12 protein-coding genes are annotated in these 15,099 nt (G+C 67.1%); 2 read left to right on the plus strand and 10 right to left on the minus strand.

Annotation, left to right across the window (positions count from 1 at the left end):
• Positions 1-30: 30 nt before the first annotated feature.
• From E5679_RS05920 to E5679_RS05945, 6 genes are all read right to left on the minus strand, one after another.
• Positions 31-762: a maleate cis-trans isomerase family protein gene (locus E5679_RS05920; RefSeq protein WP_249335981.1), complete on the minus strand. Its 732-nt coding sequence runs from the start codon at positions 760-762 to the stop codon at positions 31-33.
• On the minus strand, positions 759-2,222 hold the full coding sequence (locus tag E5679_RS05925) for an amidohydrolase family protein (RefSeq protein WP_138414143.1): 1,464 nt from the start codon (positions 2,220-2,222) through the stop codon (positions 759-761). The genes E5679_RS05920 and E5679_RS05925 overlap by 4 nt, the downstream gene beginning before the upstream one ends.
• A complete protein-coding gene (locus E5679_RS05930) occupies positions 2,222-3,034 on the minus strand; it encodes an aspartate/glutamate racemase family protein (RefSeq protein WP_138414144.1) in 813 nt (270 codons plus the stop codon). The genes E5679_RS05925 and E5679_RS05930 overlap by 1 nt, the downstream gene beginning before the upstream one ends.
• Positions 3,035-3,064: 30 nt before the next feature.
• Positions 3,065-3,712: a GntR family transcriptional regulator gene (locus E5679_RS05935; protein WP_138414145.1), complete on the minus strand. Its 648-nt coding sequence runs from the start codon at positions 3,710-3,712 to the stop codon at positions 3,065-3,067.
• A gap of 211 nt (positions 3,713-3,923) precedes the next feature.
• Entirely contained in the window at positions 3,924-5,270 is a 1,347-nt protein-coding gene (locus tag E5679_RS05940) for an MFS transporter (protein WP_138414146.1), read from the minus strand.
• Positions 5,271-5,521: 251 nt separating this feature from the next.
• On the minus strand, positions 5,522-6,607 hold the full coding sequence (locus E5679_RS05945) for an inositol-3-phosphate synthase (protein ID WP_138414147.1): 1,086 nt from the start codon (positions 6,605-6,607) through the stop codon (positions 5,522-5,524).
• Between the two features lie 93 nt (positions 6,608-6,700).
• Here E5679_RS05945 and E5679_RS05950 point away from each other — a divergent pair, with 93 nt between their 5' ends.
• Positions 6,701-6,955 (plus strand): PLD nuclease N-terminal domain-containing protein, encoded by a 255-nt coding sequence (locus E5679_RS05950; RefSeq protein ID WP_138414148.1) that lies wholly within the window; start codon positions 6,701-6,703, stop codon positions 6,953-6,955.
• Between the two features lie 13 nt (positions 6,956-6,968).
• Here E5679_RS05950 and mgrA read toward each other — a convergent pair whose 3' ends face one another.
• Complete coding sequence (gene mgrA / locus E5679_RS05955) at positions 6,969-7,985, minus strand: L-glyceraldehyde 3-phosphate reductase (protein ID WP_138414149.1); 1,017 nt, start codon at positions 7,983-7,985, stop codon at positions 6,969-6,971.
• A gap of 150 nt (positions 7,986-8,135) precedes the next feature.
• Between mgrA and E5679_RS05960 the strand changes: the two genes are divergently transcribed.
• Positions 8,136-8,399, plus strand: coding sequence for a GlsB/YeaQ/YmgE family stress response membrane protein (locus E5679_RS05960; protein ID WP_138414150.1), 264 nt, complete (start codon positions 8,136-8,138; stop codon positions 8,397-8,399).
• Between the two features lie 70 nt (positions 8,400-8,469).
• On the opposite strand, the gene treZ is transcribed toward E5679_RS05960, so the two are convergent.
• The 3 genes from treZ to glgX are packed head-to-tail and all read right to left on the minus strand — an operon-like array spanning position 8,470 to position 15,069.
• Positions 8,470-10,275, minus strand: a complete 1,806-nt coding sequence (gene treZ, locus E5679_RS05965; RefSeq protein WP_249335982.1) for a malto-oligosyltrehalose trehalohydrolase — start codon at positions 10,273-10,275, stop codon at positions 8,470-8,472.
• Positions 10,272-12,647: a malto-oligosyltrehalose synthase gene (treY, locus tag E5679_RS05970; RefSeq protein WP_138414151.1), complete on the minus strand. Its 2,376-nt coding sequence runs from the start codon at positions 12,645-12,647 to the stop codon at positions 10,272-10,274. The genes treZ and treY overlap by 4 nt, the downstream gene beginning before the upstream one ends.
• Position 12,648: 1 nt before the next feature.
• Positions 12,649-15,069 (minus strand): glycogen debranching protein GlgX, encoded by a 2,421-nt coding sequence (glgX, locus tag E5679_RS05975; protein WP_138414152.1) that lies wholly within the window; start codon positions 15,067-15,069, stop codon positions 12,649-12,651.
• Positions 15,070-15,099: the final 30 nt, after the last annotated feature.

Genomic DNA, 15,099 nt, shown 5'->3' on the forward strand with positions numbered 1-15,099 from the left:
TGCGCCCTCGACGTGTGCCCTTGGGCAAGGTCACGCGAGGAGCTTGCCCCAGCGCGAATCCACAAGGGGTGCACCGGCGAGCTGCAGGCACCGCCACAGCGTCACGGCGACTGAATCAAGGGCGGGAATGCCGGTGCGCGCCTCGATCTCCTCGACGATGGGGGCCCCGTAGAGGTTCGTGCAGAGATACACGAGCGCGTCCGGACGGCCTGCCGCGAGTTCGAGCGAACCGGGGACGAGCTCTTCTGGGGCCACGCGGCCGAACGACTCGTTGTCGCTCAGTCCGAGGGCGCGGTGCCCAGTGACTCGGATCCCTTCGGCCGCGTACCGCTCAACAACTTCCTGATTGACGTCGGCGGTGTAGGGCGTCAGGAGGCCGACCGACTTGGTGCCGAACTCCTGAAACGCGTCGAAGTAGGCGAGCGTCGAGGTCGTCGCCGGGATTCCGGTCGTCGCAGTGACCTCGTCCACGATCTCGCGGTCGTGGTCCAAGCCCAGCCAGGAGCCCGAGGTGCCGTTCCAGGCGATGACGTCCACATCCGCCGTTGCCAGGAGCTCGGCGGCGCGACGCATCCCCTCCACGTCGAATTGGCGGTCTGAACCCGCGTCGAGCGCGATGCGGGTGACGGCGATCCGCGTCGAGTGGATGGTGACGTCTTCGCGGTCCGCCAGAATCCGGTAGCTCATCGGCTCAACGCACGTATTGGAAGAGGGGACGATCATCCCGAGGCGCGCGGGGCGTGTCGAAGGCGCCATGGTCATGCTCCCTTCCCTGTTGTTACCAGCGAACCTGGCGCGACAAGCGAGGCGACGGCGGGAGGCAGGGCAGCAGCGGCCTCCCGATAGCCAGTTCGTGGGATGAAGCGGCCCACGGGACCGGGGTCATGGAATCCGTCGTCGTCGAGGACCACCCGTCCTCCGGAAATCACCACGTGGGGCCACCCACGCAGCTCCCGGCCGTCGAACGGCGAGAAGTCCGTGCCCATGTGGAGCCGGACCCCGCTGACCGTCCGAAGCTCGGACGGGTCGAACACCACCAAGTCGGCGTCGTAGCCCGGCGCTATGACGCCCTTGCCCGCGAGCCCGTTGATCCGCGACGGTGCTGTGGAGAACAGCTCTACGAAGCGCTCGAGCAGCCCCTCGTCCTCCCTTGTCCACGCAGCAGCCAGCGCTGTGAACGTCACCGGCATGCGTGTCTCCACCCCCGGCAGGCCGTGCGGCATCTCGCGGAGGTCATCCATCCGCTCGCGCTTCTGGGACAGGTCATAGCACGAGTGGTCGCTCGCGACCGTGTGGATCGCACCGTCCGAGACGCGCTCGCGCAAGGCCGCGACGGTCTCCGGCGAGCGCATCGGCGGGCAGCACGCGTACCACTCAGGGAAGCGCGAGGCGTAGACGCCGTCATCAAGCACGAGGTAGTGCGGGCAGGTCTCGGAGTGGATCGCAAGTCCCCGGCGGCGCGCGCGAGTCACGAGGTCGACGGCGCCGGGTGTGGACTGGTGGACGAAGTACACAGGCGCCCCCGTGTACTCGGCCATGGCGATGACCTCCCGCACCGATGCCTCCTCCGCAAGCTCGGGGCGACTCTCGTGGAGGTGCTCGATCCCGATCTCCCCTGCCTCGGCGTGCGCCTGAGTGCAGTCGACAATCATCGCGTCGTGCTCGGCGTGCACGTAGGTGAGCCCGTCGAGCCGCACCATCTCGTGCATCACCTTGAGCACTGTGTCGTTGTCCGCCATGGTCGAGCCGCGGTTCGTCATATAGAGCTTGACCGAACAGATGCCAAGCTCGGCAAGCTCCTCGAGCTGCGCTGGGACTGTCTCGTCCCACGTGATCACCGAACCGTGGAGGGCGACGTCGCAGCGTGCCTCCCGAGCGAGGGCCAGCTTGTTCATGGCGGCTTCGAGCGGGGTCTCGGTCCGATCGCGGGGGATGCCGAAGTCGAGAATCGTCGTGGTGCCGCCCCACAGGGCGGCCTTCGACGTCACTTCGTAGTCGTCGAGGGTCCGGTAGCGTCCGGTCACCTGCGCCACATGGCAATGGGCGTCAACCCCGCCGGGTATCACCGCCCGGCCCGCCGCGTCGATGATCCGTGAGGCTGCTGGGACCGCCTCAGTGGCATCGACAACCTCGGCGACGCGGCCGCCGTCGACCACAACGTGCGCGAACCGGGTCCCCGAGGCGTTGACCACGCGGCCGTTCGCGATGACGAGATCGGCCATCAGAGCGCACCTCCTTCCCTGGCAAGCACCGCGTTCTGGCGGTCAGCGAGCTGGGCCGCATCGAGCGCGGAATCGAGAGCGGGCGACAGGCCCGCGCGGCGCTTGGGAGGCGGTGCGGCGAAGGACCCCGCGCGGTGCACGCCGCTGCCGAGGGCGACGACGGCTTCGGCCAGCCGGACGCCTGCGGCGATCCCGTCGACGACCGGCACCGGGATTTCGGAGGCAACGTCTCGCGCTAGGCCGGCGAGCGGCGCCCCGGCCAGGATGACGACGTCGGCCCCGTCTTCGGCGACGGCGAGCCGCGCTAGCTCGATCAGGGTCGGCCGGAAGTCTTCCTGGACAGTGCCGATCCCACGGAGTGCTTCTTTGATGGAACGGATCGAGGCGAGGCGGGAGCCGAAGCCGAAGCGCTCGACGCATTCGCGGTACCAAGCCGTGATCCGATCGGAGATCGCGATGATCGAGAACCGGTGACCTTGAAGCGCCGCGGCGCACAGCGCGGCTTCCGTGATGCCGAGGACTGGGACGTCAACGAGTTCCTTGAGCGCTGGCATGCCGGGGTCGCCGAAGGCAGCGACAACGACGCCATCGACGCGACCGGCTCCGTTGCCGTGCGTGCAGTGCTCGGCGATGACCTCTGCCAAGGCCCCGGCAGCGACGAGGGATTCGAAACGCGTCTCGATGTATTCGACGCCGAAGGGGGCCGTGCGTACGACCAGTTCGGTGCTGGGCGCCGCCGACCGCTCCACTTCGGCGCGGATCAGTTCGGTGACGTCATCACTGATGTTCGGATTGACGACGAGAAGTCTCATGGGTGATTCCTTTGCGTCCAGCCAGAGGCGCTAGACGGTGTCCGGGTATTGCTGTCTGTACTTGCCAATGTGATGGGCCGACTGCTCGGCAGCCCGCTCTGGATCCCCGCTCGCGATCGCCGCCAACAGGTCGCGATGCTCCTGGACCAGTTCCGGGAGATCTGTGACATGCCGGAAGAGCCAATGCATGCGGCCTTGAAGCGGCTCGAGCGCGGTGCGCAGGAAGCCGTTGTCGGCGATCCGGGTGACCTCATCGTGGAACTCGCTGTTCTCGCGGTGCGCCTCGTTGATGCTTCCGCGCGCCAGGGCGTCCGTGGCCCGATCGAGGAGTGCCTCGAGTCGTTCGATGTCCTCGGGCGTGGCTCGCTGCGCGGCGAGGCGGCATGCGAGGACTTCGAGGGAGAGCCGGACGTCGAACAGATCCTCAACGTCCTTTTCGCTGAGGCCGGCCACGACCGATCCGCGGGAAGCACGCTCCGCGAGGAGCCCTTCCTGGGCGAGCATCCGCAGCGCCTCCCGCACCGGAAGCCGCGAGACGTTGAACTCGGAAGCGAGATCGCGTTCGATGAGCCGGGTTCCGGGCGCGTAGTGGCCCTCGAAGATGCGGGAGCGCAGCGTGTCCCGGATGACCTCGCGCAGCGGTCGTTCGCGCTGCGACTCCTCGGCAGGCTGTGCCATGATTCCCTCTCGGGTTGGGCTGCGATGGTGTGCAGCGATGCGGTCCTGGTCCATTCGACCATGCAGGTGGGGGCGGGCGCCGAGCAGGCTCGGCGCCCGCCGATGAACATCAAAACGCGTAGACCCGTGGGGGGCGCGTGGGTCCCCTTCTCTCTCTGCGTTGGGGGGGGGGGGGCGGCGCCGCGCGGGCGCGCCCCCCGCCGATGAAGTGCTACACGGGTAGCCGCTTGCTGTAGTCGAGGGTCAGAACGGAGAGGCCCATGACGATCGCCGACGCGACGAAGTACAGCAGCGCCCACGTGTATCCGCCGGTGGCGCCCACGATGAAGCCGACGACGATCGGGGTCACGAAGCCCGCAATGTTCCCGCTCAGGTTCATGGCTCCCCCGAGTACACCGGCATTGGTCCGCCCGCCGAGCGTTGCTGGCACCGCCCAGAAGAGGCCGACCCACCTGAGGAAGAACAGCACCACCGAGAGAAGCACGACGGCGGTGATCGGGTCCCCGACGATGGTCACCCCGATGAGGCCCCCTGTCACGATCAGGCTCGACGCGCCGAGGAGCGTCCGCATGACGAGGTTCGCCGCGTAGCCCTTGGCCCGGAGGCGGTCGGCGAGCGTGCCCCCAAGGATCTCGCCGACGAAGCCGGCGCCGAAGATCACGAAGGTCGACCAGCCGATGGTGTTCAGATTGAAGCCCTTGGCCTGAGCGAGGTACAGCGGTCCCCATGTGAGCAGTCCGTAGAACACCCCGTTGAAGCCGAGCCAGCCGAAGCACATGGCCCAGAACGAACGGAACCTGAGGTAGGGCAGGAGTCCGCGGCGGGACGTGCTTCCCGTGGCGTGTGCGGCCTCGTCCTCGGCACGGTGGGAGGCCTCGATGTAGTCTGCCTCGGCCTCGTTGACCGCGCGGTGCCGGCGCGGATTGTCACGCACGTACCACCAGACGAGCGCGCCGAGCATGACGGTCGCGATGCCCGCGACGATGAACGCGACGCGCCATCCGCCCGCGGCGGCGATCAGCCAGGTGATGAGGATGCCGCCGACGCCCGCGCCGAGCGGTGCGCCGGCATCGAGGATCGTGGCACCGCGTCCGCGCTCCTTCGAGTGCATCCAGAGGGCATTGAGCTTGCCGCCCGCGGGCATGACACCGGCTTCCGTGATGCCGATGCCCATGCGGGCGATGAACATGCTGAGGAAGCTGCCTGCCAGTCCCGAGGCGGCGGTTGCCGCACCCCAGCCGATGCAGGATGCCGTCACGACTTTGCGGGGGCCGAAGCGGTCGATGAGCCAGCCCACTGGAACCTGCATGAGGGCGTAGGTCCAGAAGAAGGCCGAGAGCAGGAGCCCCACGAGCTCGGGAGTGAGGTTGAACTCCTTCTGGATGATCGGCAGGGCCACAGAGATGGACCCACGGTCGACGTAATTCACCGTGACCAGCACGAGCAGCAGGACGAAGAGCTTCCAGCGGACGTTGGTCCGTTTGGCCGACGGTGCCTCTGCGGTTGTTTCGGCAGCTCCCGCAGAGCCATGGGGCGAGGTTTCCTCTTGAAGGGACACGTGTCCTCCTTCACGTCATCGGGAAGGGCTCGTCCGCAGAAGACGGACTAGCCCGAGGGAGGTGCGCAACGTTTCTGGGATCCCGGGTTGGGATCCCAAGAACGATGGTAGGCGGTGGCGTCCATCACAGTCAAGAGTTTGGGATCCCGATTTGGGATCCCACTCCTCCTCTCATCGCCGAAAGCACGAAACAAGGCCCCCGCGCCTCCAAGGACGCGAGGGCCTTCCCGTGGGTGTGACGAGTTGAAGGCTTAGCGCTCGACCTCGCCGCGGATGAACGCCTCCACCTGGGCACGTGCGACGTCGTCGGCGCGCTGCTCCGGCGGGGACTTCATGAAGTATGCGCTCGGGGACGTCAGCGGGCCCCCGACGCCACGGTCCAGGCCAATCTTGGCCGCGCGGACGGCGTCGATGATGACACCAGCCGAGTTCGGCGAGTCCCACACTTCGAGCTTGTACTCCAGCGAGACGGGAGCGTCGCCGAAGTTGCGGCCCTCTAGGCGAACGAAGGCCCACTTGCGGTCGTCGAGCCACTCGACGTAGTCGCTCGGGCCGATGTGGACGTCGCGCTCGGCGAGCTCGGCCTCGACGTTCGAGGTCACGGCCTGCGTCTTGGAGATCTTCTTGGACTGGAGCCGCTCGCGCTCGAGCATGTTCTTGAAGTCCATGTTGCCGCCGACGTTGAGCTGGTACGTCCGGTCCACGGTCACGCCGCGGTCCTCGAACAGCTTGGCGAGCACGCGGTGCGTGATCGTCGCGCCGATCTGGCTCTTGATGTCGTCGCCCACGATCGGGACGCCGGCATCGGTGAACTTCTGAGCCCATTCGGGGGTCCCGGCAATGAACACCGGCAGCGCGTTCACGAACGCCACGTGCGCGTCGATGGCGCACTGCGCGTAGAACTTGGCGGCCTTCTCGGAGCCAACCGGGAGGTAGCACACGAGGACATCGACCTTGGCGTCTTTGAGGGCGGCCACGATGTCGACGGGCTCGGCGTCCGACTCCTCGATCGTCTCGCGGTAGTACTTGCCGAGTCCGTCGAGGGTGTGCCCACGCTGGACCGTCACGCCAGTCGGGGGCACGTCCGCGATCTTGATCGTGTTGTTCTCGCTGGCCGTGATGGCCTCGGCGAGATCGACCCCGACCTTCTTCCCATCGACGTCGAACGCAGCAACGAACTCGAGGTCGCTGACGTGGTACGGGCCGAACTTCACGTGCATGAGGCCGGGGACGGTGTCCTCGGGGTTGGCGTCACGGTAGTAGTGCACGCCCTGCACAAGGGAGGCGGCGCAGTTGCCCACGCCGACGATGGCCACGCGGATCGGATTCTCAGACACAGTTCTCCTTGCACTTGCAGTTCTCGTTACCGGCCCGGTGAAGGCCGGCGACGCCTAAACTCGTCTCACAGCATGTCACAGGAGGCCAAGGCTATGGCACGTCGCCCGAACAAGAAGAAGTGGGAAGACCTGAGCCCGCGCACCCGCGCGACCGTGATCGCCGTCGGCGCGGTTCAACTGGCGCTCAAGGTGGTTGCGTGGCGCGACCTCGTCAGGCGGCCCCGGGAGCAGGTGGTGGGCCCCAAGGCCGCCTGGTTCGCCGCGATCCTCGCGAACCCAGGCGGCCCTGTCCTCTATTACGTGTTCGGGCGGCGCAGGACGACGAACGTCTCCCCCACCCATCGCTGATGATCCCGAAGGCCTAATGGGCCGCGAGGATCGAATCGATCTGCACCAATTCGTCGTCCAGGAACTCCGGGCCCCCGAGCGCACCGAGGGAGTCTTCCAACTGCCCGACAGACGAGGCGCCGATCAGCGCAGACGTTACGGGCGAGGCACCCGACGGCTGTGGGCGGAGTACCCACGAGATGGCCATCTGGGCCAGAGTCTGGCCGCGCCCCTGCGCGATCGCGTCGAGGTCCCTGACCATGGAGACCTTGTCCTCGGTGATCGATGACGATTTGAGGAACTGCTCCTTGGCCGCCCGCGAGTCCTCCGGAATTCCCTTGAGGTACCGATTGGTCAGGAGGCCCTGTGCTAGCGGCGAGTAGACGATGGAGCCGGCTCCCACCTCATCGAGCGCCTCGTAGAGGTTGGGGCTTCCCTGCTCGGTCCACCGGTCGGCCATCGAATAGCGGGGCTGGTGGATCAGCAGAGGGGTGCCAAGGTCGCGGAGGATCTGCGCGGCCTCCAGGGTCTGCTGGGGCGAGTAGGACGAGATGCCGGCGTACAGAGCGCGCCCCGAGCGCACCGCGTAGTCGAGCGCGCCCATCGTCTCCTCGAGCGGCGTGTCAGGGTCGGGGCGGTGGCTGTAGAAGATGTCCACGTACTCGAGCCCCATCCGCTTGAGGGACTGGTCGAGGCTCGAAATGAGGTATTTCCGCGAGCCCCATTCGCCGTAGGGCCCGTCCCACATGAAATAGCCCGCCTTCGTCGAGATGATCAGCTCGTCTCGGTAGGGCCGGAAGTCCTCCCTCAGGTGCCGTTCGAAGTTCGACTCCGCGCTGCCGGGCGGGGGTCCGTAATTGTTGGCAAGGTCGAAATGTGTGACGCCGAGGTCAAAAGCGCGTCGCAGGATTGCGCGTTGCTCCTCGAAATTCTTGTCGTCGCCGAAGTTGTGCCAGAGGCCGAGGGAGATAGCCGGAAGCTTGAGTCCGCTCCGGCCTACTCGGTTGTACTGCATGGAGCCGTAGCGGCTAGCGTCTGCGATGTAGGTCACGCACGCCATCGTATCGGCCGCGGCTGGGCATAAAGATTCGGCATCAGCCCGCCCCAATGCGTGACTGCGCCGGCTCGGCGTGCTAGAAAAAGCGGGTCAGCCGGCATACGTAGTTCTCTACCGGAAGCGCACCAGCAGAAGGAGAATAACGTGGGTTTCATCGGATTCCTGATCCTCGGCCTCATCGCCGGGGCCATTGCGAAGGCCATCCTCCCTGGCGAGCAGGGCGGTGGCTGGATCGCTACCCTCATCCTTGGCGTCGTCGGAGCGTGGCTCGGCGGCCTCATCGGTGGCCTTATTTTCGGATTCAACACCCTCGGATCGTTCTTCGAGATCCGCACCTGGATCACGGCCATTGTCGGATCCATCATCGTCCTGCTCATCTGGGGAGCAATTACGCGACGCAGGGCCTAATACTCACTGACCAAGGGCGCCGCCCGGCACTGCCGGACGGCGCCCTTCACTGTGCCCGAGGGGGCACGCCTCACTGGTCGGCGGATTCCTCATGAGCGAGGACGACGGCGCCGCGGCCGGGGAACACACAACGCCCGCCTTCCACACGGATCGCCTCGCGCGTCGACACGATCACTCGCCCGCCGCGAGGGAGCTCGACGTCGGCGGGTCCCGAGCCGAGGTTGACTGCCACGGTTACCCCCGGGCGGCTCCAGGCGATCCAACGCCCCTCGCCGTCGCCGCCCGCGACCACCTCGGTCTCGTCCAAGCGCGCCGCCCACAGGCCAGGATGCTCTCCACGAGCCGCAATGAGGCGACGGTATAGCGACAGCAGGCGACCGCCGTCGTCCGTTTCTGCCTCGTTCCAGTTCAGGACCGAACGCGCACGCGTCTCCGGATCCTGCGGATCCGGCACGAGCGCTGGGTCCCAGCCCATCTTCTCGAACTCGCGCAGACGCCCCTCCGCGGTCGCCTTGGCCAGCTCAGGCTCGGGGTGGGACGTGAAGAACTGCCACGGGGTGTGCGCCCCGTATTCCTCGCCCATGAAGAGCATCGGCGTGAAGGGGGAGGCGATCGTCAGCACGGCCGCGACCGCAAGCCCGTCGTAGTCCAGCTTCGCGCTCGGCCGGTCTCCTGCTGCCCGGTTGCCCACCTGGTCATGGTTCTGGCTGCAGACCACGAGCTGCGTCGGCTTGATCACGGCGGGATCGAGGGGCCGCCCATGGCAGCGGGCGCGGAAGCTCGAATACGTTCCGTCATGGAAGAAACCGCCGCGGAGGACCTTTGCGAGGGCCGTGGGGTCCGCGAAGTCCGCGTAATAGCCCTCGTCCTCTCCGGTGAGCGCCACGTGCACCGCGTGGTGGTAGTCGTCGCTCCACTGGCCGTGGATCCCGTCGCCTCCGCGTTCACGGGGTGAGATGATCCGCGGGTCATTGAGGTCGGACTCGGCGATGAGGACCTTGGTCCGGCCCGTCACGTGTTCGATCCCCTCCGCAACCGTCGCGATCTCCTCGAGGAGCGGGATGGCGCGACGGTCGACGAACGCATGGACTGCGTCGAGCCGGAGGCCGTCCACGTGATAGTCCGAAAGCCAGAGACGCACGTTCTCGAGGATGTACGCGCGCACCTCATCCGAGTCCGGCCCGTCCAAGTTGACGGAATCGCCCCACCCGGTCCCGCTGCCCTCGAGGAGGTACGGTCCGAAGCGGGGAAGGTAGTTGCCGCTCGGGCCGAGGTGGTTGTACACCACGTCTTGGATGACGCCGATCCCATGCGCGTGCGCCGCGTCCACGAACCGCTGGTAGGCGGCAGGGCCTCCGTAGCCCTCGTGGACGGTGTGCCACAGGACTCCGTCGTAGCCCCAGTTGTAGGCCCCGTTGAACCCGTTGACCGGGAGGAGCTCCACGAAGTCGACGCCGAGGTCCGCAAGGTACGGCAATCGGGCGGCAGCGGAATCAAGAGTGCCCTCGGGAGTGAACGTGCCCACGTGGAGTTCGTAGACGACTCCGCCGGCGAGCGCGCGTCCCGTCCAGGCCTTGTCAGCCCACTCATGGGCCGAAGGATCGAACCCCGCGGAGAGGGCGTGAACACCGTCGGGCTGGCGGAGCGAGCGTGGATCGGGCAGGGCGTCCTTCTCGCCGTCCAGCGCGAACCCATAGCGTTCCCCCGCTGCGAGCTGGGCCCGCACCTTCTCCCGGTCGGCCACCGGGACCACCCGCCACCCGCCGTCCGAGTCCTCGAGCGGGACGCGCTCGCCGCCGAGGACGAGTTCGACTCGCTCCGCGCGCGGAGCCCACACCGATGCGGGGCCGTGTACTGCGTCGTCGAGCGTCGTCACGATGTTTCCTCCTCCGGGATGAGCAGTGCGACCGGGAGCGCGTCCAGGACCGCGGCGACCTGAAGACGCCCCGGTTCGTGGACCACACCGGTGAGCACGTCGCGCGACGGCCAGGGGAGGACGATGCTCGTCTCGCCCCAGCCACCGCGGCGTTCCAGGCCCACCGGCAGACGGGTGGCAAGGACGACGGCGCCGCGCGCCCCGCGCCTGAATCCCACCACGTGCTCTGCGGCTGGCCCCGTGGCATCGAGCGGTACGTAACCCTCGAAGAGCTCGGGGTGCTCCCGCCGCAGCCGGAGCGTCCGGGACACCACGAGGAGTTTCGCCTCGGCGGACGTGGGGCCGGGCGTCGAAACGCCCTCGTCCAGGGCGGCGAGGGCCTTCTCCCGAGCCTCGAAGTCCACGGGGCGCCGATTGTCGGGGTCGGCGAGGGAGCAATCCCAGAACTCGGTGCCCTGGTAGACGTCGGGGACGCCTGGTGCGGCGAGCTGGATGAGCTTGGCTGAGAGCCCATTCGAGGCACCGTATGGCTCCACTTTGGCCGCGAAGTCGACGATGAGCCGGTTCGCTGGCGAGTCCGACGTCGCTGCTCCCACAACGCCCCGCAGCTGAGCCTCGAACTGCTCGTCCGGGTCCGTCCAGGTTGTTCGCAGAGCCGCCTCCCGGGCGGCCTTCAGGGCGTAGTCCGTGAGACGTTCGCCACTCGCTGGCCACGCCCCGAGGATCGCCTGCCAGACGAGGTTTGCGAGCCCGCCGTCCGGGAGCGGTGCCTGCTCGAGGAGCTTCGGCAGCAGCTCGGCCCACTCGTCGGCGAGCTCGGACAGTACGGTGATCCGGGCACGGGCGTCCTCGCTGCGCTTCGTATCGTGGGTTGTGAGCGCGGTGAGGGAATGGGGGCTGTCACGCTCCCGGTCCCCCATCTTGGCATGGAATTCGTCGAGGCCAACAGCGAACTCTGCCGGGTCTGTGCCGACCTCGGTCAGGGTGCCCAATCGCGTGTACCGGTAGAACGCGGTGTCCTCGACCCCCTTCGCCATGACCATGCCCGTGGTCTGCTGGAAACGGCGGCACAGTTCGGTCCCGGGATCCGCCAGGAGTGGCTCGAGGGCTTCGATTGTATCCGCAAGGTCCGGACGCGCAGCTGCCGCGTCTTCGCAGGCCCCGTGCAAGACCTGCACGCCGTTGGGCACATCGGGAAGATACGTTCGGTAGACAGGGAACGATGCGGCGATCTCTGCCAGTGCGGCCTCGGTCGTCTCCGGCCCGGCCGCCACGAGCGCCTGTGCCTCGGGCCTCTCGCCCGCCTTGGGGACCAAGCGCGTCAGGCGAAGGATCTCGGCTCGGAGCGCGGCGGACGCGATCTCCCGCTTCCCCTCGAGCGCCAGCTCCTCGAAGTCGACGGGCCCATCGTCATCCCCCTCAGCCTGACCGGCGGACGCACGCAGCTTCTGGTCCAGCCGATCGAGCGGCTCTTGACCAGCCGGGTCGACGAGGAGCCGGTCGATGAGCCCGAGGGCGTCGTAGCCGGTGGTGCCCTCGCACGCGAAGGCCGAGGGGAGCGATTCCCCCGGTTCGAGGATCTTCTCCACCACCGTGTAAGCCCCGCCCGACAGATCCCTGAGCCACCGCAGATATCCCGTGGGATCGGCGAGGCCATCAGGATGATCGATGCGAAGCCCATCCACGAGGCCCTCGGTGAACCATCTTCGAACCTCTGCGTGGGCCTCGTCGAAGACCCATGGCACCTCTACGCGTACCCCGGCGAGGCTTGTGATGGTGAAGAACCGGCGATAGTTGAGCCGCTTGTCCCCCTCGCGCCACGGGATGAGTCGGTAGTGCTGGCGCTCGGCGACCGCCCTCGGCTCATCTGTCCCCTCCGTGCCCGGGGCAACCGGAAGGGCCAGCTCTCCCAGGAAGAGCCGATCGCCGTCGACCTTGAGACCGTCGAGATCGTCGTCGGACCCCAGCAGCGGCAGCAGGATCTTCCCGCCTCCTGCGTCCCAGTCGACGTCGAACGCCTCGGCGTACGGCGAATCGCGACCCTCCCTCAGGAGCGACCACCACCATGGGTTCTGCTCCGGCACGTCCACGCCGAGATGGTTCGGGACGATGTCCACGAGCACCCCCATGCCGCGGTCGTGCGCCGCCGCCGACAGGTGGGTCAACCCTTCCGCGCCGCCACGGTCGGGGTCCACCTTCGTCGGATCCGCTACGTCGTATCCGTGCTCCGACCCCCTGACAGGTGTCAGGATCGGCGAGAGGTAGACCCAGTCGACGCCCAGCCGATGCAGGTACGGCACGAGGCGGGCAGCGTCATCGAGGGTGAAGCTCGGGCGGATCTGAAGTCGATACGTCGAGGAGGGGTAACGCATGTCAGGCCTTGCCCCTCCTCGTCGGCCCCTGGCGCTTCGTCCTGTGCGGGGTCTCGCGCGGGCTGTCCTCAGCCGGGGCCTCCTCAGCAGGCGCCTCCTCGGCCACAGCCTCCTCAGCCGGCGCCTCCTCGGCCACAGCCCCCTCAGCAGGCGCCTCTTCGGCAGGAGCCTCCTCGGCCACAGCCCCCTCAGCAGGCGCCTCCTCGGGCGCAGCCTCCTCAGCCGGCGCCTCCTCGAGCTCCTCCTGCCCACGGCCTTCGCTCTCGGCCAGCGCCGCGAGGGATGCCGCGACCGAGTGGTCCGCCTCGAGCGGAGCGGTCTCGTGGGCCCTGAGGACCGCAAGGCTCTTCGAAGCGATCCCAAGTTCGGATCCGGCGAGGACTTGCTTCCCATGCGGCAGATCACCGGAAGTGTCGATCAGCACGTCCCAGCCTGGCGCGTATTCCTCGGACGGAAGGCGGAACGTCACCTCGCCGTCGTGCGCGTTGAAGTACAGCAGGAAGTGGGCATCCGTGATCGCCTGACCGCGCCGGTCCACCCCATTGATCGCGTTGCCGTTGAGGAACACGGCGACCGAACGGCCAAAGGCCGTGTCCCAGTCCTCCGGCACCATGGTCTCGCCGTCTGGCCGAAGCCACACGATGTCCGGGAGCCGATCCCCCTCTTCCCGCCGCACCGGCTTGCCGAGGAAGAACTTGCTCCGTCGGAACGTCGGGTGCTCGGCCCTCAACCGCGCGACCGCCGCCGTGAACTCGACGAGCGGCCGGTCCACTGCATCCCAGTTGATCCAGGTGAGCTCGGAGTCCTGGCAATAGGCGTTGTTGTTGCCGTGCTGCGTGCGGCCGAGCTCGTCGCCATGGCAGATCATCGGAACGCCTTGTGACAGGAGGAGCGTCGCGATGAAGTTGCGCTGCTGGCGGGCGCGCAGTTCGAGGACCTTCTCATCCTTCGTCGGGCCCTCAGCACCGCAATTCCATGAGCGGTTGTGGGACTCGCCATCGTTGTTGTCCTCGCCGTTGGCCTCGTTGTGCTTCTCGTTGTAGGAGACGAGGTCCCTCAGCGTGAAACCGTCATGGGCCGTGACGAAGTTGATGGACGCGACGGGCCGGCGCCCATCCCGCTCGTAGAGGTCGGCAGATCCGGTGAGCCTAGAGGCGAACTCACCGAGCGTGGCAGGCTCGCCGCGCCAGAAGTCCCGGACGGTATCGCGGTACTTCCCATTCCATTCCGTCCACTGCGGCGGGAAGTTGCCCACCTGATAGCCGCCCGGGCCGACGTCCCACGGTTCCGCGATGAGCTTGACCTGCGAGACGACGGGGTCCTGCTGGATGAGTTCGAAGAAGCTCGAGAGTCGGTCCACGTCGTAGAACTCGCGGGCCAGCGTGGAGGCCAAGTCGAAGCGGAAGCCGTCGACGTGCATCTCGGTGACCCAGTAGCGCAGCGAGTCCATGAGGAGCTGGAGCGAATGGGGCTGCCGCGCGTTGAGCGAGTTCCCCGTGCCGGTGTAGTCCATGTAGTACTGCGGGTCGTCCTCGACGAGTCGGTAGTACCGAGCATTGTCGATGCCCTTGAAGGACAGCGTGGGCCCCAGATGGTTGCCCTCCGCGGTGTGGTTGTAGACGACGTCGAGGATCACTTCAATGTCGGCCTCGTGAAGCGCCCGGACCATCGCCTTGAACTCCTGGACCTGCGATCCAAGGTCGCCGGCCGAGCTGTAGCCGGCATGCGGGGCGAAGAAGCCGATGGTGTTGTAGCCCCAGTAGTTGTGCAGGCCTTTGTCCTGAAGTGTGCTGTCGTCCACGAACTGGTGGACGGGCATGAGCTCGAGCGCCGTCACACCAAGCTTCTTCAGATGGGCGATGACAGCGGGGTTGGCCACCCCGGCGTAGGTTCCCCTCTGATTCTCGGGTATCTCCGGGTGGAGGTTGGTCAGGCCCTTGACGTGGGCCTCGTAGATCACTGTGTCGTGATACGGGATGCCCAGCTGCGAGTCGTTGCCCCAGTCGAAGAAGGGGTTCGTCACGACGCCGAGCATCATGTGCGCCGCCGAATCGTCGTCGTTGCGGCTCGAGGGATCCCCGAAGTTGTACGAGAACAGTGGCTGGGCCCAATCGAGCTGACCGTGGACGGCCTTCGCGTACGGGTCGAGCAGCAGCTTCGAGGGGTTGCAGCGGAGTCCTTGGCTCGGGTCATACGTTCCGTGAACCCTGTAGCCGTACAGCTGGCCGGGCTGGATTTCAGGAAGGTAGCAGTGCCAGACGAAGCCGTCGACCTCGGTCATCTCGACCTTGGTCTCGCGCCGGTCGGCGTCGAAAAGACACAGCTCCACCTTCTCTGCGGCTTCGCTGAAAAGGGCGAAATTGGTCCCGGTTCCGTCGAACGTCGCGCCCAACGGATAGGGGGTGCCGGGCCAGATCTCCATGTAGCTCCTCAGGTGTGGTGGGTCTCGGGG

The sequence above is a fragment of the Sinomonas gamaensis genome, assembly GCF_005876955.1.
In the GTDB taxonomy this organism is placed as follows: domain Bacteria; phylum Actinomycetota; class Actinomycetes; order Actinomycetales; family Micrococcaceae; genus Sinomonas; species Sinomonas gamaensis.